General features: G+C 37.8%; 20 protein-coding genes. 9 read left to right on the top strand and 11 right to left on the bottom strand.

Going from position 1 to position 24,703, the window contains the following annotated elements:
* Positions 1-12: 12 nt before the first annotated feature.
* Entirely contained in the window at positions 13-1,167 is a 1,155-nt protein-coding gene (locus tag GFO_RS12025) for a hypothetical protein (protein ID WP_011710410.1), read from the bottom strand.
* 166 nt (positions 1,168-1,333) lie between these two features.
* Entirely contained in the window at positions 1,334-2,152 is an 819-nt protein-coding gene (kdsA, locus tag GFO_RS12020) for a 3-deoxy-8-phosphooctulonate synthase (protein WP_041250371.1), read from the bottom strand.
* Positions 2,153-2,282: 130 nt separating this feature from the next.
* Between kdsA and GFO_RS12015 the strand changes: the two genes are divergently transcribed.
* A complete protein-coding gene (locus GFO_RS12015) occupies positions 2,283-2,768 on the top strand; it encodes a DinB family protein (protein WP_011710408.1) in 486 nt (161 codons plus the stop codon).
* 53 nt (positions 2,769-2,821) lie between these two features.
* On the opposite strand, the gene GFO_RS12010 is transcribed toward GFO_RS12015, so the two are convergent.
* Positions 2,822-3,370, bottom strand: coding sequence for a CHRD domain-containing protein (locus GFO_RS12010; protein ID WP_011710407.1), 549 nt, complete (start codon positions 3,368-3,370; stop codon positions 2,822-2,824).
* Positions 3,371-3,730: 360 nt separating this feature from the next.
* Between GFO_RS12010 and typA the strand changes: the two genes are divergently transcribed.
* Complete coding sequence (gene typA / locus GFO_RS12005) at positions 3,731-5,533, top strand: translational GTPase TypA (RefSeq protein ID WP_011710406.1); 1,803 nt, start codon at positions 3,731-3,733, stop codon at positions 5,531-5,533.
* 246 nt (positions 5,534-5,779) lie between these two features.
* Positions 5,780-6,682, top strand: a complete 903-nt coding sequence (locus GFO_RS12000; protein ID WP_011710405.1) for an EamA family transporter — start codon at positions 5,780-5,782, stop codon at positions 6,680-6,682.
* 309 nt (positions 6,683-6,991) lie between these two features.
* On the opposite strand, the gene ppgK is transcribed toward GFO_RS12000, so the two are convergent.
* On the bottom strand, positions 6,992-7,738 hold the full coding sequence (gene ppgK, locus GFO_RS11995) for a polyphosphate--glucose phosphotransferase (RefSeq protein ID WP_011710404.1): 747 nt from the start codon (positions 7,736-7,738) through the stop codon (positions 6,992-6,994).
* A gap of 373 nt (positions 7,739-8,111) precedes the next feature.
* Positions 8,112-8,795 (bottom strand): cell division ATP-binding protein FtsE, encoded by a 684-nt coding sequence (locus GFO_RS11990; RefSeq protein ID WP_011710403.1) that lies wholly within the window; start codon positions 8,793-8,795, stop codon positions 8,112-8,114.
* A 247-nt stretch (positions 8,796-9,042) separates the two neighbouring features.
* Here GFO_RS11990 and GFO_RS11985 point away from each other — a divergent pair, with 247 nt between their 5' ends.
* Both GFO_RS11985 and GFO_RS11980 read left to right on the top strand, forming a co-directional pair.
* Positions 9,043-12,063, top strand: a complete 3,021-nt coding sequence (locus GFO_RS11985) for a tetratricopeptide repeat protein (protein ID WP_011710402.1) — start codon at positions 9,043-9,045, stop codon at positions 12,061-12,063.
* Positions 12,064-12,089: 26 nt separating this feature from the next.
* On the top strand, positions 12,090-13,823 hold the full coding sequence (locus tag GFO_RS11980; protein WP_011710401.1) for a TonB-dependent receptor: 1,734 nt from the start codon (positions 12,090-12,092) through the stop codon (positions 13,821-13,823).
* A gap of 3 nt (positions 13,824-13,826) precedes the next feature.
* On the opposite strand, the gene GFO_RS11975 is transcribed toward GFO_RS11980, so the two are convergent.
* Both GFO_RS11975 and amrB read right to left on the bottom strand, forming a co-directional pair.
* Positions 13,827-15,230, bottom strand: a complete 1,404-nt coding sequence (locus tag GFO_RS11975; protein WP_011710400.1) for an amidohydrolase family protein — start codon at positions 15,228-15,230, stop codon at positions 13,827-13,829.
* Between the two features lie 118 nt (positions 15,231-15,348).
* Positions 15,349-16,413 (bottom strand): AmmeMemoRadiSam system protein B, encoded by a 1,065-nt coding sequence (gene amrB / locus GFO_RS11970; RefSeq protein WP_011710399.1) that lies wholly within the window; start codon positions 16,411-16,413, stop codon positions 15,349-15,351.
* 316 nt (positions 16,414-16,729) lie between these two features.
* On the opposite strand from amrB, the gene GFO_RS11965 reads away from it, so the two are divergent.
* The 3 genes from GFO_RS11965 to GFO_RS11955 all read left to right on the top strand — a co-directional run bounded on the left by GFO_RS11965 (position 16,730) and on the right by GFO_RS11955 (position 20,204).
* Positions 16,730-18,361, top strand: coding sequence for an amidohydrolase (locus tag GFO_RS11965; RefSeq protein WP_011710398.1), 1,632 nt, complete (start codon positions 16,730-16,732; stop codon positions 18,359-18,361).
* 183 nt (positions 18,362-18,544) lie between these two features.
* A complete protein-coding gene (locus tag GFO_RS11960; protein WP_011710397.1) occupies positions 18,545-19,477 on the top strand; it encodes a peptidylprolyl isomerase in 933 nt (310 codons plus the stop codon).
* Positions 19,478-19,658: 181 nt separating this feature from the next.
* On the top strand, positions 19,659-20,204 hold the full coding sequence (locus GFO_RS11955; RefSeq protein WP_011710396.1) for a YfiT family bacillithiol transferase: 546 nt from the start codon (positions 19,659-19,661) through the stop codon (positions 20,202-20,204).
* 119 nt (positions 20,205-20,323) lie between these two features.
* Here GFO_RS11955 and GFO_RS11950 read toward each other — a convergent pair whose 3' ends face one another.
* Complete coding sequence (locus GFO_RS11950) at positions 20,324-20,968, bottom strand: peroxiredoxin (RefSeq protein WP_011710395.1); 645 nt, start codon at positions 20,966-20,968, stop codon at positions 20,324-20,326.
* A gap of 97 nt (positions 20,969-21,065) precedes the next feature.
* The gene (locus tag GFO_RS11945) at positions 21,066-21,623 is read right to left on the bottom strand and encodes a thioredoxin family protein (protein ID WP_011710394.1); all 558 of its coding nucleotides are present in this window, start codon (positions 21,621-21,623) and stop codon (positions 21,066-21,068) included.
* Between the two features lie 65 nt (positions 21,624-21,688).
* Between GFO_RS11945 and GFO_RS11940 the strand changes: the two genes are divergently transcribed.
* Complete coding sequence (locus tag GFO_RS11940) at positions 21,689-22,027, top strand: tRNA-binding protein (protein WP_011710393.1); 339 nt, start codon at positions 21,689-21,691, stop codon at positions 22,025-22,027.
* Between the two features lie 164 nt (positions 22,028-22,191).
* On the opposite strand, the gene GFO_RS11935 is transcribed toward GFO_RS11940, so the two are convergent.
* Both GFO_RS11935 and GFO_RS11930 read right to left on the bottom strand, forming a co-directional pair.
* Positions 22,192-22,899 (bottom strand): potassium channel family protein, encoded by a 708-nt coding sequence (locus GFO_RS11935; protein WP_011710392.1) that lies wholly within the window; start codon positions 22,897-22,899, stop codon positions 22,192-22,194.
* A gap of 10 nt (positions 22,900-22,909) precedes the next feature.
* A complete protein-coding gene (locus GFO_RS11930) occupies positions 22,910-24,700 on the bottom strand; it encodes a TrkH family potassium uptake protein (RefSeq protein ID WP_011710391.1) in 1,791 nt (596 codons plus the stop codon).
* Positions 24,701-24,703: the final 3 nt, after the last annotated feature.

Below are 24,703 nucleotides of genomic sequence, written 5' to 3'. Positions count from 1 at the left end.
TTCTATTGATTCTTAAAAATAATATCCAATATTAATATTGAATCTTGCTTCCCATTTGGCATCCGGATTTCCGGTGGAAAAGTCATCTACAAAATTTCCTCCAAGCCAGGAATGATTATAACCCGCCGCATAATCTATATAGGTATACACATGACCCGCACTTACAAGGATTCCTGTCACATTCATAAAAGAGTCTTCAAATCTTTCAATTTCCTTATCCATATATCCAAAATCATTATAGAACTGGAGATTGCTAATAGGGCCAAGTTTTACCGGAATACTTTTAGAAAAAGCGAGGGTGTAAATATTATAATCTGCAGCAACTTCGTACGGAACGCCGTAAGCACCCATCTGCAGGATATCATCAGATTCTCCCGGCAGGTTTTCAGGATTATTACTAATTTTCATCGCCTGAGCCTTTAAATTCCAGTTTTTATAATCGAATTCGTAATGAATGGCAAGTCCGCTATGAGATCCTGTCTTTTTGGTATCTAAATTATATAAACCGCCATATTGTGCAGATGTGCCAAGCCTGTTTTTGATAGAATCCCCGAACTTGTAGATGAGTTTTCCATTTACCTGGTTCACTTCTTTATTCCGCCCAACTACATCATAAGAATATCTATTTGGAGAAGATTCGGTATCTCCACCAAATTGTAATTCTTCAGCATTTTTGTAGAATGCTAAATCATATTCAAATGTCTCATCTTCATGACGGAATTTCACTCCCATATCATGATCATCTTCTAACCCAAAATAATAAGTAAGGTTAAAAAACCAGTTATGGGAATTATACTGTTGTATTCCGAAAGGAACCTGGTTAAGTCCTACCTGAATTTCATCTTTTTCATTGAAGCGATAACCAACCCAGCCCTGTTTCAGGAATCCGCCACCAAAGGCTTCAGAATATAGCCGGTATTCAGCATCAAGATAAATATCTTTCCATGAAGCATTAAAATTGACACGGAACATATCATACCCGAAATCTCCACCTCGTTCTTTCTGACCTTCTTTCCAGGAAGATAGATTGTAATTGAATCTAAGGGCGCCGCCTATTTTTATTTCAGGTTTTTCCTGAGCATAAATGGAGTTCATTCCAGGAAATAAAAATCCTGTAAGCAAAATTGGAATGAATAGGAATTTCTGCAGGGGAAATATTCTCTTCATGTATTGGTTGGTTAGTATGTCTTCAAATTACCGGAAAATTGAATGAAATCCAATTATTGATTTTCTAATTAACGATTCTTTAATTATAGAAAACAGGTAGCATCTGAAGAAATGAATAAAAAAAGCTCCCGAAAAGGAGCTGTTTTAAAGGGGAAATTATCGTCTTTTATAATGAATTAACGGTCTTCCTAATAGCTACAAGATTGCTAAGCAGTTTTTCCAAATAAGAAAGATCCAGCATGTTGGCGCCATCACTCTTAGCATTTGCAGGGTCAAAGTGAGTTTCTATAAACAAACCATCCACTTTATTTACCACACCCGCACGGGCTATAGTTTCTATCATATCTGGCCTGCCACCTGTCACACCACTGCTTTGATTGGGTTGCTGAAGAGAATGTGTGACATCCAGTACCGTTGGTGCAAATTCACGCATGGTAGGAATTCCTCTAAAATCTACAATCATATCCTGGTAACCGAACATGGTTCCACGATCTGTGACCATCACCTGCTCATTATTACAATCGGTCACTTTGGTTACGGCGTGTTTCATTGCTTCCGGACTCATAAACTGCCCTTTTTTAAGGTTCACCACTTTTCCGGTTTCGGCAGCGGCAACAACAAGGTCTGTCTGTCTAACTAAAAATGCCGGAATTTGTAAGATGTCTACATATTCTGCCGCTAATTTTGCGTCATTAACTTCATGAATATCTGTAACGGTAGGAATGTTGAAGGTTTCGGAAACTTTTCTAAGTATTTTTAAGGCCTTTTCATCACCAATGCCTGTAAAACTATCAATTCTACTTCGGTTTGCCTTTTTGAAAGAACCTTTAAAAACATAAGGTATTTCCAATTTATCGGTAATTGAAACCACTTTTTCAGCAATTCTCAAGGCCATATCTTCTCCTTCAATAGCACAAGGCCCGGAGAGGAGGAAAAAATTATTGGAATCACTAAACTTAATATTGGGAATTTTACTTAGATCCATTTCTTCAAAATTTGAAGCAAAGGTAACTGAATTAATAGCACATTGCAATTAGATGAGGTTTTCTAACTGGATAAATTAAAAGGCTAATTTTTCTTAAATTAGAAGGAAGTTTAATTGTAAAACCATTGATATGAAAATTCAAGAATTTTTAATTCCCCAATTACAGCAGGAAGTAGCTCTAACCGAAAAATTTCTGAAGCGAATTCCAGAAGATAAGATGAGTTGGAAACCTCATGATAAATCAATGACTATTAAGGAAATTGCTAATCATTTAGCTGAAATTCCTGAATGGATCTCCGGGACTATGGATTCTAATGGTTGGGATCTCGAAGGATACCAACCTCCTAGTAAAAGCACAGTGGAAGAGATTGTTACAGATTTAAAAAATAATGCTTCCGTAGCAGAAAAAGCGCTTAAAAAACCAGATGAGGTTTACAGCGATACCTGGAAAATGACCCAGGGAGAAAATGTACTTATGGAAATGCCTAGATTCAATGTTTTACAATCTATGGTCATGAACCAGTTTCCTCATCACCGGGCGCAGTTGGGAGTTTATTTCAGATTACTGGACATTTCAGTGCCGGCCACTTACGGGCCTTCGGCAGATGAATCTTAACATAAAAAAAAACCGCCAGTCGGCGGTTTTTTTATTCGGTATTTTAGCTATTTCTACATTTCATCAAGTTCCCCGCAGGCAACTGGAATAGTAGCTACATACTCGTCATTGTTGTTTAAACCGTGTAGAACAATTACCCTGTTATCCAGGTCTCCAAGTTCTGCCATAGTTGGGTTTTCATTTTCACCTAACATGAAAGTCTTTTCATAGCTGATGTTTCCATTTTCATCTGCCATTGGAAAGTCTGCCAGAGGAAGTATAACTTCACCGTAAAAAGGTGCTCCTTCCGGAATAGTGATAATCCCATCTTCATCGGTATCTGCAGATGCCGGTGGACAGGTTCCTTCTTCGCCACTGGTTAATCCATGAATATGTTGTGGGTGTGCCTGGTTTGGCACCATTCCCTGAGCCTGTACATTTACCGTTAGCATATCGTCCTGTATAGATACAGTCGCTGTTCCGTTCGCTCCAGAATCGTTAATAGATCCTAACTGAGCTTCATAAGTCATGGTGTTGTCTACAACTTCATTGTCATCGTCATCATCACAACTCGCAAATGTCAATACTAAAACTGATAAAAATAATCCTTTAATAATCTTCATAATAATTCTTTTTGTTTGCCCCAAAACTAGAATTCAGAAGAAAGTATTTCAAATAATTTAAAAGGCTTTAACAGCTATTTTTTTCAGGTTTAACAGGGTGCAGTAATACTAATTTTCTGATGTATTTGCAGCTCAGTGAAATAGGCCGGTTCGGCAGAAATTTGAAACTTAATGGAATTAACTTTTTTAGCAGAGCTTTTGGCTTTTATCAAATCTCAGAGATTTTAAAGCTTCAGTAGAAAGATCAGGAGTTTAAATACAGACTTAAATCTATTGATTTTCAGTATATTAAAATCTTTTAAAACTAGGCTTGTTTAGAGAAAAATAGCTGTACATTTGCAGCCTTAAAAATAAGGCTTCATGACAGCTATTAGAAATATCGCGATTATCGCACACGTTGACCACGGTAAAACTACCCTGGTTGATAAAATTATGCATCACTGTGAATTGTTCCGTGATAACCAGTCTACGGGTGAACTTATCCTGGATAATAATGATCTTGAAAGAGAGCGTGGAATTACCATCACTTCCAAGAACGTTTCAGTTACGTATAAGGACACAAAAATAAACATTATTGATACTCCTGGTCACGCCGATTTTGGCGGTGAAGTAGAGCGAGTATTGAACATGGCTGATGGTGTATTACTATTGGTAGATGCTTTTGAAGGACCTATGCCGCAAACGCGTTTTGTACTTCAAAAAGCGATCGATCTTGGTTTGAAACCATGTGTGGTTATAAATAAAGTTGATAAAGAAAACTGTACTCCAGATGAGGTTCACGAAAAGGTTTTTGACCTTATGTTTGAGCTTGGCGCTGAAGAATGGCAGCTGGATTTCCCAACCGTATATGGTTCGGCGAAGAACAACTGGATGAGTGACGACTGGAAGAACGAAACCGATAATATCGAGCCATTGCTGGATATGGTAATGGAACACATTCCTGCACCAAAAGTAGATCTGGAAGGATCTCCTCAAATGTTGATCACTTCCCTGGATTTCTCTTCATTTACCGGACGTATTGCCATTGGTAGATTACAGAGAGGAACTTTGAAAGAAAATCAGCAGGTTTCTTTAGTAAAGCGTGATGGAAGCATCAAGAAAACAAGAATTAAAGAACTACATACTTTCGAAGGTTTAGGCCGTAGAAAGATAGAAGAAGTACAGGCAGGTGATATTTGTGCGATCGTAGGTTTAGAAGGTTTTGAAATTGGTGATACCGTTGCCGATTTTGAAAATCCTGAAGGCTTGAAAACTATCGCGATTGATGAGCCTACCATGAGTATGCTTTTCACGATCAACGATTCTCCTTTCTTCGGAAAAGATGGAAAGTTCGTGACTTCAAGACATATCAAGGAAAGACTGTATAAAGAACTTGAAAAGAACCTTGCCCTACGTGTAAATGAAACTGACAGTGCCGATAAATTTTTGGTATATGGTCGTGGGGTACTTCACTTATCTGTTCTTATTGAAACAATGAGAAGAGAAGGTTATGAACTTCAAATTGGTCAGCCGCAGGTGATTATTAAGGAAATTGACGGAGTGAAATGTGAGCCTATTGAAGAGCTTACTATAGATCTTCCGGAAGATGTTTCTGGTAAAGCCGTGGAAATGGTGACCATGAGAAAAGGGGAGATGCTTTCTATGGAAGCTAAGGGAGAAAGAATGAATATTCAGTTCCTTATTCCTTCAAGAGGAATTATTGGGTTAAGAAACCAGTTACTTACCGCTACGGCAGGTGAGGCGATCATGGCGCACAGATATAAGGAATATCAGCCGGTTAAAGGAGGAATTCCAGAGCGTCAGAATGGTTCTTTGGTTTCTATGGAAAAAGGAAAAGCGATTCCTTATTCTATTGATAAACTTCAGGATAGAGGTAAATTCTTTGTAGATCCGGGTGAGGATATTTATGAAGGCCAGGTGATTGGTGAGAATTCACGTCAGGATGATATGGCGGTGAATATCACTAAAACCAAAAAGCTTTCTAACGTACGTTCTTCCGGAGCAGATGATAAAGCGAAGATCGTTCCTGCAATCAAGTTCTCTTTGGAAGAAGCTTTAGAATATATTCAGAAAGATGAATATGTTGAGGTAACTCCAAACCATTTAAGGTTGAGAAAAGTTTTGCTTACTGAAAACGAAAGAAAAAGATCTAAAGCGATCTAAATTATAAGTGTCATCCTGAGCGCACTCCAATGTCATCCTGAGCGCAGTCGAAGGATGGATTTGCAACTGAGAAATCTAATGAGATCTCTCCCTAAGATCTAAATGACACAATAATAAAGAAAAGCCTACCGAAAGGTGGGCTTTTTTATGTATAAATACTGCCTGTATCATGTTACAGGAAGGTGCCGGGAAAGGGAAATCAGTCATTTAAAATCACGATTCCTGCAAATTTAGCTACATATTAAAATGGATAAATCTATACTGAAAGGTTCTCTTCTGGTGGCTCTGGGAGCATGCAGCTACGGAATGCTTACCACTTTTGTGAAAATGGCTTATGAAGATGGGTATACTTCGCATGAAGTCACTTTTTCTCAAATGGCTTTAGGAGTAGTAGGACTTTTACTGATTAATTTATTTGTAAGGAAAAAACAAACAGGTACAACAGAAAAATCCAGAACGAGGAGCAAATTAAAATTGATTGCTGCGGGTACCACGCTGGGTCTTACCAGTACCTTTTATTATCTGGCGGTAAAATACATTCCGGTTTCAATAGGGATCGTTATGTTGATGCAAAGTGTATGGATGGGAGTAGTCCTTGAAGCCTTATTGCAGCGTAAAAAGCCGAGCGCGAAAAAAATCATTGCGGTAATCGCTATTCTCGCAGGAACCTTAATGGCTACCAACGTTCTTAACGATTCGTTTGAGATAGACTGGAGAGGAATTGGTTGGGGAGTACTGGCAGCCATGTCTTATACCGGAACTATTTATTGTTCAAATACCGTTTCCCTGGAGATGCATTCCTTGAAACGTAGTCTCTGGATGATGATTGGAGGTTTTATGATAGTGAGTGTTATATCGTTGCCTTTTTTAATTGTTGAATATCAAATGGATATTTTGCTAAACTGGGGACTGGTCTTAGCCCTTTTTGGTACTATTCTGCCACCCCTGTTGTATACGGCCGGAATGCCGAAAATAGATGTAGGCCTGGGAGCGATCATTTCTTCTATAGAACTGCCTGCAGCCGTATTAATGGCATATTTTTTACTGAATGAAAAGGTAGATGTTTTACAATGGTTAGGGATCGGACTTATACTTCTGGCGGTAGTTCAAATGAATTTGAAAAAAAGGAAACATTCAAAAACGGAATAGCTGGGAAGCTCTTGACAATTTAAAATTTGAAATAAGATAGACCGAATTGTGAAATAAAATTTTCAGAGGTCAGTAGATAAGTGCTTATAATTTGAAGGTTATAAAAACTGATCAACAGAGATATAAAAATAGTTTTATGGTCATTTCGAGCGCAGTCGAGAACTATTGGTCTGTTAGGTTTTGATTTCGACTTCGCTCAATCTGACATTCGTAGAATTGATAAACATTTTAAATATGAAACTATTTACTGACCTCTAAAAACTTTATATACAAAGCACGAACAATATTACCATTCCCTCAGGTTAAATGTTATTTAGAATCTTTTACGTAAGCTGCCAATGCTGCTCCCAGAATACCTGAGTCATTTCTAAGTTCTGCCGGAATCAGTTTGACATCTGGATCTAAATAATTTTCAAATTTGTCCCAGTCGTTGGAGATCCCTCCGCCCACAATAATCATGTCCGGGTTTAGAATTTTATGAATATACTTTAGAAAGACATTAAAGCGGGAACCCCATTCTTTATAGCTTAATTTTTTTTCAGTCTTTACGGAAGAAGCTGCCCATTCCTCAATTTTTTCATATTCCTTATAAGGTATCTGTCCAAGTTCAAAATTAGGAATTAGTTCCCCGTTAAGATAAGCTCCGCTACCCAAACCTGTTCCTACGGTTATCATAAGAATAAAACCTTCATGATCTCTTCCAGCCCCAAATTTTATTTCTGCAAGTCCGGCGGCATCGGCATCGTTAATTACCGTAAAATTAAGTCCCGTAGTTTTTTCAAAAAGAGTATCAACATCTACATTAACCCACTTTTCACTAAGATTGCCTTCGTGATTACAGATTCCTTTTTTGATTATGGTGGGAAATCCACAGCCTACGATACCATCATAATCAAAATGCGTTATCATTTCTTTTACTGCGAGGGCAATGCCATCTGGTTCACGGGATTCTGGTGTGGGAATACGATGGGCTGAAGTTTTTAACTTTCCCGTGTTCATATTTACTACGGCGCCTTTAAGACTTGAGCCGCCTATATCTATTCCTAAAATGTCCATGAATTTCTTTGAAGATGCTACAAGTTATTAAAAAATGAAACTACAAAGGAAGTTTTTTTGAAATGATTAAAACATCGAAACAGGTTCAGAATGACCTTTGAAGAGAGAATTAAAATATTAGTAAAGATTTTTGAGGAAACCGTCATGCTAAATTTACTTCAGTATCTCCTCATTTTAGCTATTGAAGAATTAAGAGCCTGAATCAATTTCAGAGTGACGTATTTAAAAGTAATGGGGGTAGCAATGTGATAATGTACTGTGTCATGCTGAATTTATTTCAGATTGAGTTTGCTTCGTCGTAAGCTCCTCGCAAAGACTTTTATTAATTTGTCACTGCAAGTGCAGCGACACAGTCTCACTTAACAATGCTGTATTAAACCGATTTCTGAACCACTTCAAAAACCCTTTGGCCATCACACTTTAAGGTTTTTGAAGGATATTTAAGCAGAAGCGCGTAATCGTGGGTGGCCATTAAAATTGTATTTCCATTTCTACTGATTTCCTGAAGCACCTCCATCACTTCCACAGAAGTCTGGGGATCCAGATTACCGGTAGGTTCATCGGCAAGGATCAATTCAGGATCGTTTAATAAAGCCCTGGCAATCGCCACACGCTGTTGTTCACCACCTGAAAGTTGATACGGATATTTAAATCCTTTAGTTTTCATTCCCACCTTATCTAGAACTTCATCAATCTTACTATCCATTCCTTTTTGGTCTTTCCAGCCCGTAGCTTTCAATACAAAAAGTAGATTGTCTTTTATATTTCTATCGGTTAGCAATTTAAAATCCTGAAATACCACGCCTAGTTTTCGGCGTAGGTAGGGAATGTCTTTTTCTTTTAAAGTTCGTAGATTATAATCTACAATATGGCCTTCACCTTCTGTAAGAGGCAAGTCGCCATAAAGCGTTTTCATAAAACTACTTTTTCCTGTTCCGGTTTTTCCAATGAGATACACAAAATCACCTTTGTTTACTTTAACATCTACTTCAGATAAAATAAGGCTTTCGCGTTGGTAAATTGCTGCATTAGTGAGTTCCAGAACAGTTTCAGACATGAAAATATTAGTTTAGTTGGATGTATTCATTTCTATCAGCTCCCATATATAACCGGCAAATCACCTTTTTTATTGTAATCCGGTAGATTAGAATCTGGTATTTAAACACCCTTTATGGGCTTCCAAATATACATTTTTCAAAAGGCTGATACATACTTTTTTTTCCGTTAACATAATTATAGAACTTTATGGGCGTTATAGAAGCAAGCTTTAAATTATCTTTGAACACCAATTTAAAAAACAATAAATGACACTAAAGAGAGCTTATCTGCTAGTCGTTTTTATATCATTCTCATTTTCCGCTATTTGTCAGCAATCTGCTGCCTATACGCACGAGTTAGTCGACTTTAATCGTGCTCTGGAATTGTACAATAATGAGCAATATTTAGCTGCTCAAAATCTTTTCGATGATGTTAAAGACAAGACCGATGATGAAAAGATAAAAGGAGATGCAGCCTACTATATCGCCAATGCAGCGGTAAGACTTAATCAGCCGGGTGCAGACAGACTCATGGAGAATTTCGTGACCAGGTATCCAACGAGTACTAAAACAAATTCGGCGTACTTAGATGTAGCCGATTATTATTTCCAAACGGGTAAATATCCTCTTTCCAGAAGATGGTACGATCGTGTAGATGAAAATGCCATGAGCCGTAAAGATCGTGAGCGTTTTTACTTCAATAATGGATATGCTTATTTCAGATCAAATCAATTTGAAGAGGCGCAAACATATTTTAACAGGGTTCGTGATTCAAAAGAATATGGATCGCAGGCAAAATACTATCTTGGATATATCGCATACGAAGGGGACGATTATGAAGAAGCGAATGAATATTTTGAGGAGGTAAAAGGCAACGACCGTTACACTGAAGATCTTTCTTATTTCCAGGCTGATATGAATTTCAAACTTGGGAATTTTGAAAAAGCTATTGAGCAGGGATTGGAACAACTTCCAAAATCTAACCGCCAGGAAATTCCGCAGCTTAATAAAATTATCGGGGAGAGCTATTTCAATCTTGGAAAATATGAGGAAGCGATTCCCTATTTAAAAGGATATAATGGAATGCGTGGTAAGTGGAATAACACCGATTATTATCAATTAGGTTATGCTTACTATAAACAGGGGAATTATGAGGCGGCCATTAGCGAATTCAATAAGATCGTGGATGGTAAAAATGCCATTGCTCAAAATGCCTATTATCACCTTGCTCAGTCTTATCTGGAATCAGACCAAAAACAACAGGCATTGAATGCCTTTAAGAACGCCAGTGAAATGGAGTTCGATGCTAAGATTCAGCAAGATGCTCTACTAAATTATGCAAAACTTAGCTATGAGATAGGAAACTCTTATGAGAGTCCGTCGCAGGTTTTAATCAATTATCTGAATAAATATCCGGAATCTGAAAAGCGTCAGGAAATGGAAAGTCTTTTGATCGATTCTTTTATCACTTCCAAAAACTACGAGGAGGCGATGCGGTTACTGGAGAATAACAGGAATTTCAGCGATAAACAGGCGTATCAAAAAGTAGCTTATTTCTACGGATTGGAACTTTATGATGAAGAAGATTATTATGAAGCTATCAAAAATTTTGACAAGGCCTTAAAAGAACCAAGGGATCAAAATATTACTGCCAGAGCTACTTTTTGGAAGGCTGAAAGTGAATATAATGTAAACAGAATGGACGATGCAATTCTTGGGTATCGTGAATTTAAAGGAATGAGCGCTGCCAGAAATACTGATGAATATGAAGATCTAGATTACAATATTGGATATGCATATTTTAAAAAGAACGATTATTCTCAGGCTGTAAATTATTTCAAATCCTATGCTTCAAGTTCTAATGCTGAAGGAGCTAAGAAAAATGATGCACTTTTAAGACTGGGAGATACGTATTATGTGACCAGTCAATACTGGCCGGCTATGGAAGCTTATCAAAATGCCATTAATAATGGAGTTAGCAATGCTGATTATGCAGCTTTTCAAAAAGCCATCAGCTACGGATTTGTAAATAGAAACGATACTAAAATTGAAGAACTAAATAGTTTTACCGGGAAATATCCGCGTTCGCCATATCGAGACGATGCGATGTATGAGCTGGGAAATACGTATGTAGCCAGCAACAATACCACTCAGGCAATTCAATCTTATAACAGGTTGATAAGAGATGTGCCACAAAGTGCCCTGGTTCCTAAGGCTATGTTGAGACAGGGACTTATCTATTACAATAATAACGACGGGAATAAGGCGCTGGAAAGATTGAGAAAAGTAGTTGCGGATTATCCAAACACCCCCGAAGCTAAGCAGGCGGTTTCTACGGCACGAAACGTATATGTAGATTTGGGAAGAACCGATGAGTATGCCAGCTGGGTGAGAAATATAGATTTTGTGGAGGTTAGCGATGCAGATCTTGATAACACTACGTATGAAGCTGCTGAAAATCAATATCTGAATAACAATTCAGCAAAGGCGATTGCTAATTTTGAAAAATATATTCAGAATTTCCCGAATGGAATACATTCAATAAATGCTAATTTTTACCTGGCTCAATTATATTACAGAGATGGAAATGTTGAGAAATCTATTCCTAATTATAGATATGTCACTTCAAAGCCTAAAAATGAATTTTCAGAACAGGCACTGGCAAGATTGTCTCAGATCTATTTAGAAAAGAAAGATTATACACATGCGCTTCCATTACTCGAGAAGTTAGAAAAGCAAGCCGATAATGAGCAGAATGTAGTTTTTGCTCAGCAAAACCTGATGAAGTCTTATTTCGAAACGGGGAATTTTGGAAAGGCGAATGAATATGCTGACAAAGTATTGAATAATTCTACTGCTGAAACCGAGGCGAGAAACGATGCGCGTATCATGGTTGCCAGGGCAGCGGTAAAATCTGGAAATGATACTAAAGCTCGTTCAGCTTATAAAGAAGTTCAGAAGACTGCTACCGGAGAATTGGGAGCAGAAGCACTTTATTATGATGCTTACTTCAAACATAAGGATGGAAATCATGAAGCTTCGAATGCTGCAGTACAGATTCTGGCAAAAGATTTTGCAGGATATAAATTATGGGGAGCAAAAGGATTGGTGCTTATGGCCAAAAACTTCTATGCCCTTGGAGATGCTTATCAGGCAACTTATATCCTGGAGAATGTAACCAAGAATTTCCAAAAGTTTCCAGAAGTTGTTAAGGAAGCGAGAGCCGAATTGTCCAAGATCAAAGCCCAGGAAGCAAAGACCAATGCTTCTGTAGAAACAAATAACTAAACTTAATCTAATAGATTCACTGCTATATGCGATTTAAAGCAATCAAGAAAAGTCTGTTTTTTAGTCTGTTTATATTTAGTGGGATCCTTTATGCCCAGGATCCTATTGGAAGCGAAACGGTAACAGTTGTAAAACCATATACTCCGTCGGTTAGAGATGCGAGCAAAATTAAAGCGACCCCAACCAGAAATGATTCGGTAAGTCTTCAGAAGAAACCGGTGCAATATTCTATATTTTCGGTACCGGTAGCTTCCACTTTTACTCCTGCAAAAGGGCGGGCTACTACGGTAGAGAGAGTGAGACCTCCAAAAGTCTATGATAATTATGCCACTTTAGGCTTCGGAAACTATTCGAATGTGCTGGCTGAATTCTATTCCAGTCTGGAAATAGATAGAAGCAGTAATTTCGGAATTTTCCTTACCCATAATTCTTCTCAGGGCGGAATTGAAGATGTAGTGTTGGATGATAAATTTTACGATACTGAGCTGAATCTGAACTATAACACCAGAAACCGTGACTTGTCATGGATGGCTGAAGTAGGAGCAGAGCATCAATTATTCAATTGGTATGGTTTACCGGAATATAATATTCCTGAAAATCCCGGTACAGATCCTGAATTGAATAGTCTTGATCCTGCCCAGAACTATTTTTCGGTGTATGTGGGAAGTGAGATAGAATTATATGATTCGTTCTTTGATAGTGCAAAGGCGCGTTTTCGTCATTCTGGAGACTCCTTTAGCACTGCTGAAAATCATTTCACTGCAGAAGGTCTTTTTGAAGTAGAAATTGCTGAAGAACTTATTTCTACAAAAGTTGGAGCCGATATTGTAAATGGCAAATTTGACAGAACATACGATTCAGAAGTTGGATACGATTACACCTTTATGAACTTCAATTTTACTCCAAGTCTTTTGATTTTAAGAGATGATCTTAGTATTAATCTTGGAGTGAACTTCGTGTATGGGATGGATGTGGAAGGAAGTGACGGTAGTTTTTATATCTATCCTGCGGTCACGGCGAGTTATAGACTAGCTGGTGATTATTTTACGGCCTATGCGGGTGTTGACGGAGATCTTGAGCAAAATACCTATTATAACTACTATCAGCAAAATCCATATGTTTCTCCAACGCTAAATATTCTACCTACAGATAATGAGTACAAAGGATATCTGGGAGCTAAGGGGAAATTAAGCAACGCGATCTCCTATAATGTGCGTGGAAGTTACCAGTCGCAATTTAATAAAGCTTTGTTTAAAAGGAATTATGACGCTTCAACGCTTGAAGGAGAAAGTTATACATATGGAAACAGTTTTGATGTGGTCTATGATGACGTGAAAACCCTATCTTTTTATTCGGAATTAAATGTAGATGTAAATAGAAACTTCCGACTTGGAATAAATGCTGAATTCTTCGATTATAATACCGATGCTCAGGCTGAAGCCTGGAATTTACCTGTGATGAAGGCCAGCTTGAATGCCGATTATCAGATCACTGAAAAATGGTATACAGGGGCTAATCTGTTTTATGTAGGCGAAAGAAAAGACGAGAACCGTTCTATAAGCCTAACTTTTAATGATCCAATTCAAACACTGGATAGTTATTTTGATGCTAATGCGCACTTAGGCTATCGCTTTAACGATCAGCTTTCAGCATTCGTAAAAGGAAGCAACCTTTTAAATAACAATTATCAAAAGTGGCTGGACTATGATGTTCAGGGAATTCAGATTCTTGGAGGAGCTACTTATAAGTTTGATTTTTAATTGTTAATTAGGATTTTTTATAGTTTTCAATAAGCTACCCGGAGTGTAGATCTTGTTATTCCTGATAACAGATTTTATACTTCGGGTATTTTTTATGTTTTCTAATGGGTTCTTCTGAAGTATAATTATATCAGCGACTTTTCCTTTTTTTAGACTTCCATAAGCTGCTTCCAGTCCGAAAAATTCCGGGCCATTCACCACGGAAGTTTCCAATGCATGCGCCGGTGTTAAGCCCGCGTTTACCAATTCTTCTAGTTCTGAATGTAAAGATTCACCGGGATAGACAAATGAATTAAAAGCCCCTGAATCTGAACCAGCAAGAATTTTTACCCCATTTTCATACATGGGAACGATCATCTCTACACTTAAGTTTTCCATCTTTTCACGCATCTTACTTCCAGAAGACTGGGCTCGTTTTGCACTTTCTACCCTTCCCTGATAGGTTTTTTGGATCCCGTTTCCTATATAATTGAGAAGGCTGTCCTGCGAATGCTCTACTTCCAGAATATTGGCCAGGGTTTTCCCAATATACAGAGTGGGAGTGATACTCACTTTTGCTGAATTCATTTTTGAAAATACTTCCCGGGCCAGTTCAGTATCATAAGTGTCTATCAATGGCTCCATCATGGCGTATCCCATTCCGGTCTCTGAAAGGCTATCGGACAGGGGAGAGCTAGCTTTCACCGTGTAGTACATATGTTCAATTCCATCCAGGCCATATTCAATTGCTGTGGTAAAGTCAGCTTTTAAGGGCATATGCCCGGTAGTTTTTAAACCTCGTTTTTCGGCTTTCTGTATGATTCCGTAGAAATTTCCAGGAGTCAGACTGCCATCATACATTTTTACATAATCCACGTTCATATTTTCCAGGGAATCCAGCGCAATTTCAATATCAGCCTCATTCTTGATTTTGATGGAACCTTCCCAGGCTGGAGTGGCACCATCCAGTTTAGGGCCTGAAGTGAATATTCGCGGCCCGTCTAATGAAGTTTCAGATATTTGATCTCTCCAGTCTAAAACCGAAGTAGAAATATCCCCTCCGGCATCCCGAACGGTAGTTACTCCATAAGCGAGGAATAAAGATAGAAACCCTTTATTTTCAGCAATCAGGGAATCTCCACCCCTAAAATGAACATGCATATCCCACAACCCGGGCATCACATAATTATTTTCGGCATCCAGGGATTTGGTTGCTTTATAGTTTTTAAAATTTTCCATGTTCCCAATCAGCTGGATCGTGTCATTATTAATAGCGATAAACTTTTTGGGCTGAATCTTATCATTCTGAATATCCACAATATTCGCATTGGAGATGATAAGGTCAAATTCTGGTTGTGCTTTCTTATTTTCCTGGCAGGAGAAGAGCAAAAGCAGAAGAATAAGGCTAAGTACTGTATTTTTTATCATGAATTAATTTTTAATCGGTGATCAAGCCCCTGAATTTAGTTCGGAATGACAGCCTTTTTCATTTTGGAATACTTTACAAACAAACAATTAATTTTTAACAGTTTGCGGGTGGTCCGGTTTATTTATACGCCATCCCAAGATAGGCTACCCAATGGGTTGCTTTCGAGGGAGCCGTAGTTCCCATTCCTAGATCTTCCACTTTTATATGTTCATTTTTGAGACTGGAACGATAATCCAGCATTTTACCATTTAAATTTCCATGACCAGTTATTTTACTTAGATCATTGGCGAAAAGAAGTCCGAAGGGTACTGAATATCGCCCGCACCACGTCCACTTGTATTCTTTGTAATTTTCAGCTTTTACCGTGTAGTTGTTGAAAGCTTTGATTTTCGTGTTATCTATTTCTCCTTTCAGGGTTTCATCAATGATCTTTAAATCTTTCTGATGCGCCTTTTCATTTCCTTCTTTATCTGTTCCGAAGGGCGCAAGATCGCTACCACCCCAGTCTTCACTTCCATAATGAATAGCGTCATTGGAGATCACCACCGCGAGATCTTTTCCATATTCCAAATTTTTCTCTTCCATAATTTGCGATAATTTTTCTGAAAGTTCTTTGGAAAAGCTCTGCATATCTTCAAATTTCATATAAGGCACAAGCAGCGGAATTATTTCTACATCCTTATTCTGATATTGTAAAAAAGGAACGATGGCTTCCAGAGAATGTTCCAGTTGCATCATGCTATCATGCACAACAAAAGACTCCTCCTGGAGATTTTGAAGCAATTCATTTCTTAATGCTGAAATTTTCACTTCTCCATACGGTGCTTCCCAGGAGTTGAAAGATCCAAAGATCAACCTATCCTGAAGATCAAAATTTCTGGCCCGGTGCGCCACTCCTATCAATACTACCGTATTCGCTTTTATTCCCGAAAGTGTTTTAGCATAAAGCCCGGCCGCATACTTATAATCATCATGCGGATTGATCACAGCTTTATAAATTTCCTGATTCTGGATTTTATCAGCATCTGCGATCCGGGCAACGATGCTGTCCATTTGCCACTGGTGTTTTGCAAATCCTATAGAATCATGAAACTGCCTGATTTCAGGCTCCGTTGAATTCTGGGCTTTTAAACTCAGGTTACTCAGGAAAAGAATAAGAAGGAAACTCAGTTTTAATTTCATGTGAGGTTTAATTATTCTACATATCCGTTTTTTGTCCTATGGTGATTTCGTCACGCTGAATTTATTTCAGGGTCTTAAGTTACAGTTATGATTACTAGTGTTCTGAAAATCTGAAACAAGTTCAGAACGACGTCTGTTATCAATTTAGGACATATGGTGGATATTCAATTTAATTTTTAAGAGTTCTAAAATATGGCTTTTATTTCAAAATTAAGAAGTGAAATACTGATATCGATATGGGGATAGCTCCTGAAATTTCCTCAAGCCCATAGATTTTTAAAAAGCTTTATCTATTTTTGATCAAAACTTATACAAAATGAAGAAATTCCTATATCTATTTTGTCTTTTATTTCTAGTTGCTTCCTGCGGGCCAGATAAAGAGAAAGCCGATCTTTTAGTTTTCAATGCAACTATTTATACGGTAAATAACGAATTTGCAAAAGCGGAAGCCTTTGCGGTAAAAGATGGAAAATTCCTTGAAGTTGGTACTTCTAATGATCTTCGGAATAAATATGAATTTTCAGAAAAAATAGATGCTGAAGACAAAGCGGTTTATCCGGGATTGATTGATGCTCATGCCCATTTTTACGGATTGGGAATGCAACAGCAGCGTGTAGATCTTACCAACACTCAAAGTTTTAAGGAAGTTGTCGCTAAGATCGTGGAATTTCAGGAGAAAAATAAAGTTGAATTTATCGCCGGAAGAGGCTGGGACCAGAATGACTGGGAAGTAAAGGAATTTCCGGTAAAAGATACGCTGGATAAATTATTTCCCGATACTCCGGTTGCAGTGACTAGAATAGACGGTCACGCCATGCTGGTAAATCAGGCAGCCTTGGATAAAGCAAAAATCAATACTCGAACTAAATTTGAGGGTGGTGATATTGAGCAGAAAGGTGGAAAACTTACCGGAATATTGATAGATAATCCCATGATGCTTATTGAAAAGATCACAGACGATATAAATATAGAAACTCAAATCAAAGCACTAATGGATGCCCAGGAGATCTGTTTTGGGTATGGATTAACTACCGTTGATGATGCGGGAATAGATAAGCAGGTAATCGAATTAATAGACAGCCTGCACAATTCCGGGGAATTAAAGATCAGGTTGTACGCCATGATTAGTAATACTAAAAAGAATCTGGATTATTATTTAGAAGAAGGACCCTATAAGACCGATAAGTTAAATGTAAGATCGGTGAAATTCTATGGGGACGGAGCTTTGGGATCTCGTGGCGCTGCTTTAAAAGAAGAATATTCGGACAGGCAGGATCATTTTGGCGCATTACTTTCTCCGGTTTCAGAATTTAAAAAAACGGCGAAGCGTATTGCTAAAACTGAATTTCAGATGAACACTCACGCTATTGGTGATTCGGCGAATTATTTAGTGCTAAAAACCTATGATTCCCTGTTAGGAAATGGTAATGAACGTCGCTGGAGAGTAGAACATTCCCAGGTAATCGATTCCGCAGATTTTAAGTATTTCAGCAAAAATATAATTCCGTCCATACAGCCAACACATGCAACGAGCGATATGTACTGGGCAGAAGACAGGCTGGGAGATGAGAGGATCAAAGGAGCTTATGCCTATAAAAAATTACTGGATCAGGCCGGAATGGTGGCTTTAGGAACCGATTTTCCTGTAGAGCAGGTTAATCCCTTTTTAACCTTTTACGCTTCTGTAGATCGCCAGGATACTGAAAATTTTCCTGAAGGAGGATTTATGAGAGAGCAGGCACTGAGCAGAGAGGAAACTTTAAAGGGAATGACGATTTGGGCAGCTTATTCAAATTTTGAAGAAGATGAAAAAGGAAGTATTGAGGTTGGTAAATTTGCCGATTTCGTGATTCTGGATAGGGATATTATGGAAGTTGATATAGATAAAGTGCCGGAGACAAAGGTGATCTCTACTTTTGTGAATGGCGAGCAGGTCTATAAAAATTAATATGGGTATCTTTGCGCCCAAATAAGAATCAGTTGTATATCAGTTTTATTCATAGTAGTTATTTCGTCACCCTGAATTTATTTCAGGGTCTCAATATATAGTATTGTAAGATTCTGAAACAAGTTCAGAATGACGCATTTTATCAAATTATGATATATTACGGACAATCAAAAAATCAAAAAAATGAACGAAGGATTATATGCTAAATTCCATACTTCTAAAGGAGAGATCCTGGTAGAACTGGAATACGAAAAAACACCCGGAACTGTAGGAAACTTTGTAGGCCTTGCTGAAGGGAATATAGAAAATGAGCCAAAAGCTAAAGGAGAGGCTTATTATGACGGATTGAAATTTCACCGTGTAATTCCAGATTTTATGGTACAGGGAGGCGATCCTCAGGGAACCGGTGCCGGTGGACCAGGATATCAGTTTGATGATGAGATTCATCCGGAACTTAAGCATGATGCACCAGGAAAACTTTCTATGGCCAATGCAGGTCCCGGAACTAACGGGAGCCAGTTTTTTATTACTCATGTGGAAACTCCATGGTTAGATGGAAAACATACTGTTTTTGGGAATGTTGTAGAAGGTCAGGACATAGTTGATAAAATTCAGCAGGGGGATAAACTTGAAAAAGTAGAGATCATCCGTGAAGGAAGTGCTGCTGAAAACTTTAAAGCTACGGAAGCTTTTCAGAATTTTACTGCTGAAAAAGCAGGAAGAGAAGAAGAGGAAAAAAAGAATGCAGAGGCTGAAGTAGACAAATTAGCAACTGGTTTTCAAAAAACAGATAGCGGACTTCGTTACCAGATCATTCAAAAAGGGGATGGTGCGAAAGCAGAGAAAGGAAAGACCGTTTCTGTGCATTATAAAGGGCAGTTGGCTGATGGGACTGTTTTTGACTCTTCTTATAAGAGAAACAAACCTCTCGAATTTCCAATAGGAGTAGGGCATGTTATTCCGGGATGGGATGAAGGTATTCAACTTCTTCAGGTTGGAGATAAGGCAAGGATGGTAATTCCTTCTCATATTGCTTATGGAGAAAGAGGCGCAGGTGGAGTGATACCTCCAAATGCGGTACTTATTTTTGATGTGGAATTAATGGAGGTAAAGTAACTTTTCTTAAATGGAAAGAATTGTCAGATTGAGCTTGTCGAAATCTGCTTGAAGAATCAATGGAGTGAAACTTCGACAGGCTCAGTTTGACATTTTAAGAACAGAGAAATAGAATAATAGTCTTCCCTTAAATTATATACAAAATGCGCTGCATGTTCAGCGCGTTTTTTTATTTTTAAGAATGACTACAGAAGAACTAGAAACACTAAGATATCCTATTGGGAAATTTGAAATTCCTCAAGAAATTTCTTCGGAAGATATTAAGAAATGGATCACCGATATTAGTGAGTTACCCGAAAAACTGAATAAAGCGGTAAGGCCACTTTCAAAAGAACAATTAGATACCCCATACCGGCCAGAAGGCTGGACCCTAAAACAATTAGTACATCATATTGCAGATAGTCATATGAGTGCTTTACTTCGATTTAAGTGGGCTTTGACAGAAGATGAGCCCACCATTAAGGCATATGATGAAAAAGCTTTTGCAGACTTGTATGATTCTAAATTTGCACCGGTAGAGATTTCTCTGGATTTTATAAGTGCCTTACATGCTAAATGGGTGATATTACTGGAAAATATGGGAGCTTCAGATTTTGAAAAGACCTTTGTTCATCCGCAATCGGGATCCAGATTTAAACTTAAGGAAATTCTAGGGCATTATTCATGGCATACGCGACACCATTTTGCTCATTTAAATAATCTTTTAAAAAATAAAGGCTGGCAATAATAGTCAGCCCTGTTATTTACTAGGTTTTGTCATCTTGAGCGCAGCCGAAAGATAAACAAAGACTTTACGACTGCGCTCAATGTGACCTAAATTTAAGAGTCACTGTTCACCAGCCTCTTTTATTTTTTTAATTCGGGTTGTGAAGTGGTTCTCAAATATGGTTTTACAACTTTATAACCCTTTGGGAACATTTTGTCTGCTTCTTCATTACTAACCGATGGGCTTATTACCACATCTTCTCCCTGTTTCCAGTTTGCCGGAGTGGCTACTTTATTGTAAGCCGTTAATTGCAGGGAGTCTATTACACGTAACAATTCGTCAAAATTCCTTCCTGTACTTGCAGGATAGGTAAGTGTCATTTTAATGCTTTTGTCTGGGGCGATCACAAATACAGATCTCACCGTAAGCGTATCGTCTGCCTTAGGATGGATCATTCCATATAAATCTGAAACTTTTCTATCCTCATCTGCGATAATTGGAAAATTTACCGTGGTGTTTTGAGTTTCATTGATGTCCTTTATCCAGCCTTCATGGGATTTTAAACCATCAACACTAAGCGCTATCACTTTAACATCACGTTCTTTAAACTTGGCTTTATAATTCGCCACTGTGCCTAATTCGGTTGTACAAACCGGGGTGTAATCTGCCGGGTGTGAAAATAAAATTCCCCAGCTATCTCCCAGGTAGTCGTGAAAATTGATTTTTCCGTCTGAAGTTTCAGCGTCAAAGTTTGGGGCTTTATCTCCTAATTTTAACTCGCTCATAATCAATACTTTTTAATTAATAATAAATAACCTATTAACTCTATAGGAATATAAAAGTAGAGAAAATAATATCCGAAAATTTAAAGATGAAGTTAAATTAATCTTTCCATTTTATGTTGCAGCCTATACTGGGTTTTTGTTCTTCAGTAACTTTTCTATTGTTTAAAATAGCATCCATGGCTTCTCTAAGATCCCGGCCATTTGGATGAATTCCATTTCCAGGTCTACTATCATCCAATTGTCCTCGATAGATTAGTTGTAGTTGATCATCAAAAAGGAAGAAATCGGGAGTGCAGGCAGCGTCGTATGCTTTTGCAATTTCCTGGGTTCCGTCAAAAAGGTAAGGAAAGGAATATTGATGTTTTGCTGCATGCTCTTTCATTTTTTCAGGATTGTCCTCTGGATAATTTTTAACATCGTTACTCATTATTCCGGCAAATCCAAAGCCCAACTGCCGGTATTCATTGGCAATACGAACAATTTCTTCGTTCACATGTTTTACAAAGGGGCAATGATTACAAATAAACATGATCAAAGTTCCACGCTCACCTTTTACTTCATCTAAAGTAATAAGATGATCTGTGATGGTATCCATCAATTTGAAATTGGGAGCTTTTGTCCCGAGTTTAAGCATATTTGAAGCAGTACGTGACATCTTTTTTCTTAAAATTAATTATTAATGCCGAATATTCTCTAATTTGACGATCTTAAAATTTAAAGATGGAAGAAATTAATTGGAATGATTTTGAAAAGGTAGAAATGCGGGTAGGTTCGATTACTTCAGTAGAAGATTTTCCAGAAGCCAGGGATCCGGCGTATAAACTGACTATAGATTTTGGGGAGGAAATTGGCGAAAAAAGATCTTCAGCTCAAATTACCCGGCGTTATACGAAAGAAGAACTTCCCGGAAGGCAGGTTATTGCCGTGGTTAATTTTCCCGTAAAGAGGATTGCTGGTTTTAAAAGTGAATGTCTTGTTCTTGGGGTCTTGGGGGATAATAAAGATGTTGTTTTACTATCTCCAGATCAAAAAATGCCTAACGGATCAAAAATAGCCTAGTGTTAAATTAAAGTTGAAATAACATATAATGCAATCTCCGGTTTTGTAACAGGTTGAGGCAAAAAATTATTGTATGGCCGCAGCCATTGGATTATTATTGAACGGAGGCATGGTTAAAAAGTGCTTCGGACCTAATGTAGGTTTTCAATTAACTGAACACTAGATTATATCCCTTCTTTAAACTTTTTATGTTCCTCTAAAAGATTTTTTATATCCTTATTGTGACCATATAGAACCATAATTTCATCTTTATAGAGCACGGTATTGGCTCTGGCAATTCCCTGAACCGATTTTTTTTCAGTATCTGCGCCAAGTTCATTTTTTGAATTGGAAACATTCATGGTAGTAAGCACTATAATATCAAATTCTTCTTTGATATTTAGCTCTTTAATGGTCTTTTCGTGATACTCTTTCGGAATTCTTGTTTCAACAATACTATAATCACTGTCTAGTTCAAAGCTGTCTACCACACCTTCAAGATTAAGTTTTTGCGCCCATCTGTCTGCAGTTTCCTTTTCGGGATGAATTATTTCATCAACTCCCATAGTTTCCAGGACCATGCGCTGAAGTGGATCCACAGCCCGGCTTATAAGCCTTTTTACTTTCATTTGTTTCATAAGCGCGGCGGCCATGATATTTGCTCCTTTATCTTCTCCAATTCCAATAATTACAATATCGGTATCGTTCAGTGGTAGATTTTTAATAGCTTCCATATCGGTTGCGTCCAGGCTTATGGCGTGGGTAATCTTTTCTTTAATTCCTTCCACTTTGCTCATGCTAATATCAACACCAATCACTTCATTTCCCATTTCGGCCAGCTTTTCTGCTATAGATGATCCAAAAACGCCCAGTCCAACTACTATATACTTCATACTATTTTCTTTAGTTGATTAAAATTTCATCGCTTGGATAGCGATAATTTAAATGCTTCACACGCCTTAGTATAGCGATTAAAAGTGTAAGCATACTTACACGGCCTATAAACATGGTAAAGATAATCACGACTTTGGAGTTTGCGGAAAGATCTGAAGTGATCCCGGTTGAAAGTCCTACCGTACTATAGGCGGAGAATGACTCAAAAACAATACTTAAAAGTGTTTTATCCTGATCAAAGCTTGCTATCAAGAATATAGAAATTCCTATAATCATTAAGGATAATGAAATAATAGCGAAGGCCCTTCGTATGGAAGCCTGAGAAATTTCTCTCCTATAAACCTCTATTCTATCTTTTCCCTTGGCAAGGCTGAAAAAATTGAGGGTAGCTACAGCGATGGTACTTGTTTTAATTCCGCCTCCTGTAGACGCCGGAGATGCCCCAATCCACATTAAAATAAACATCAGCATGATAGTGCTGAAATTCAGGGCACTGGTATCTACACTATTAAAGCCGGCTGTTCTTGGGGTGGCGGCTCCGAAGAAGGCTGTCACTATTTTACCAAACCAGTTATGTTCGGCTAAAGTATTGTTGTATTCAGAAACATAAAAGCCAATGGTTCCAAGGCTAAGCAAAATAAATGTGGTTACAATTACAATTCTGGTGTTGAGGTTGATCACCCAGGGGGAATAAGGTAGTTTTTCCTTATTTCTAATTTTTGAATACAGATTTTTCATAGTGTATTTAGTGTACTTATAAATATTGAGTACAATTGGAAAGCCAATTCCGCCAAGGATAAAAAGGGATGCTATAATTAGATGGAGTGGGTAATTAAATCTAAAATCGGGTTCATAGAGACTGTTTTCCAGAGTTGAAAATCCTGCATTACAAAAGCCGCTTACCGCATGAAAGATCGAAAAGAATAAGCGGTGACCTATATGGGTGATTTCAGAATTATTAAGACTGAAATAGATGAAAATTGTACCGAGCAATTCTACGATAAAAGTGATAAAAAGGATCTTTTTCAGCACGCTAAAAACTTCTCCTATCTTATCTGAATTTGTAGCATCTTTCAACATTAACTGACTCTGGTAAGAGGTTTGACCTCTGAAAAAATAGCTGAAATAACTGGCGAAAGTCATGATTCCCAGTCCGCCAATCTGCATTAACATTAAAATAATGGTCTGGCCAAAAAGTGTAAAATAAGATCCGGTATCTACTACGATTAGACCTGTTACGCATACGGCGCTGGTGGAGGTGAAAAGCGCATCCAGAAGACTAATTCCTTCATAAGTAGCTTTTGGAAGCATGAGTAATGCGGTTCCTGCTAAAATGATAAGTAAAAAACTGGAAATAAATAATTGGGCGGGATTGAGATACTGACTATTCAAACTGAATTCTACAGTAGAAAATTCCCGAACGAAATAAATTAATGCAGCGATATAGACATATACCATTTGATTCATAAACTCCATGAAAGGTAGATTTTCAAGGACTCCATCAATTTTTATGAATATCAATAAAGCGAAAAGGGTGCCAAGCACACTGTCAAAAATTCTAACTTTCAGCCGAAAATGTACTTTGAAGAGAAAGTAGCGAAGCAGGATCGCCAGGACACCAATAATAAGCGCACCAAAATAGAAATGACTTAGCTGTTCTTCTTCATATTCAGCATGCCGGTAACCAAGATCGTAGATGGCAATTAATACCGTTATAAGGCTTAATAAAAAGGAAAGTCGGTTTAAATACCTGAGAAATCTTTCATTTTGAAGCCAGCTTCTAAATCCTGAAAATTTCACTTA

This window comes from Christiangramia forsetii KT0803 (genome assembly GCF_000060345.1).
In the GTDB taxonomy this organism is placed as follows: domain Bacteria; phylum Bacteroidota; class Bacteroidia; order Flavobacteriales; family Flavobacteriaceae; genus Christiangramia; species Christiangramia forsetii.
The sequence above is the reverse complement of the archived record's forward strand: the minus strand, read 5'-3'. Positions and strand labels throughout refer to the sequence as shown.

Coding starts and splice junctions, on each gene's coding strand:
- GFO_RS11950 (WP_011710395.1), bottom strand. CDS start 20,968: ATGAGCGAGTTAAAATTAGGAGATAAAGCCCCAAACTTTGACGCTGAA.
- kdsA (WP_041250371.1), bottom strand. CDS start 2,152: ATGGATCTAAGTAAAATTCCCAATATTAAGTTTAGTGATTCCAATAAT.
- GFO_RS11955 (WP_011710396.1), top strand. CDS start 19,659: ATGACTACAGAAGAACTAGAAACACTAAGATATCCTATTGGGAAATTT.
- GFO_RS11990 (WP_011710403.1), bottom strand. CDS start 8,795: ATGTCTGAAACTGTTCTGGAACTCACTAATGCAGCAATTTACCAACGC.
- GFO_RS12000 (WP_011710405.1), top strand. CDS start 5,780: ATGGATAAATCTATACTGAAAGGTTCTCTTCTGGTGGCTCTGGGAGCA.
- GFO_RS12015 (WP_011710408.1), top strand. CDS start 2,283: ATGAAAATTCAAGAATTTTTAATTCCCCAATTACAGCAGGAAGTAGCT.
- GFO_RS11985 (WP_011710402.1), top strand. CDS start 9,043: ATGACACTAAAGAGAGCTTATCTGCTAGTCGTTTTTATATCATTCTCA.
- GFO_RS11935 (WP_011710392.1), bottom strand. CDS start 22,899: ATGAAGTATATAGTAGTTGGACTGGGCGTTTTTGGATCATCTATAGCA.
- amrB (WP_011710399.1), bottom strand. CDS start 16,413: ATGAAATTAAAACTGAGTTTCCTTCTTATTCTTTTCCTGAGTAACCTG.
- GFO_RS12025 (WP_011710410.1), bottom strand. CDS start 1,167: ATGAAGAGAATATTTCCCCTGCAGAAATTCCTATTCATTCCAATTTTG.
- typA (WP_011710406.1), top strand. CDS start 3,731: ATGACAGCTATTAGAAATATCGCGATTATCGCACACGTTGACCACGGT.
- GFO_RS11965 (WP_011710398.1), top strand. CDS start 16,730: ATGAAGAAATTCCTATATCTATTTTGTCTTTTATTTCTAGTTGCTTCC.
- GFO_RS11940 (WP_011710393.1), top strand. CDS start 21,689: ATGGAAGAAATTAATTGGAATGATTTTGAAAAGGTAGAAATGCGGGTA.
- GFO_RS12010 (WP_011710407.1), bottom strand. CDS start 3,370: ATGAAGATTATTAAAGGATTATTTTTATCAGTTTTAGTATTGACATTT.
- GFO_RS11945 (WP_011710394.1), bottom strand. CDS start 21,623: ATGTCACGTACTGCTTCAAATATGCTTAAACTCGGGACAAAAGCTCCC.
- ppgK (WP_011710404.1), bottom strand. CDS start 7,738: ATGGACATTTTAGGAATAGATATAGGCGGCTCAAGTCTTAAAGGCGCC.
- GFO_RS11960 (WP_011710397.1), top strand. CDS start 18,545: ATGAACGAAGGATTATATGCTAAATTCCATACTTCTAAAGGAGAGATC.
- GFO_RS11980 (WP_011710401.1), top strand. CDS start 12,090: ATGCGATTTAAAGCAATCAAGAAAAGTCTGTTTTTTAGTCTGTTTATA.
- GFO_RS11975 (WP_011710400.1), bottom strand. CDS start 15,230: ATGATAAAAAATACAGTACTTAGCCTTATTCTTCTGCTTTTGCTCTTC.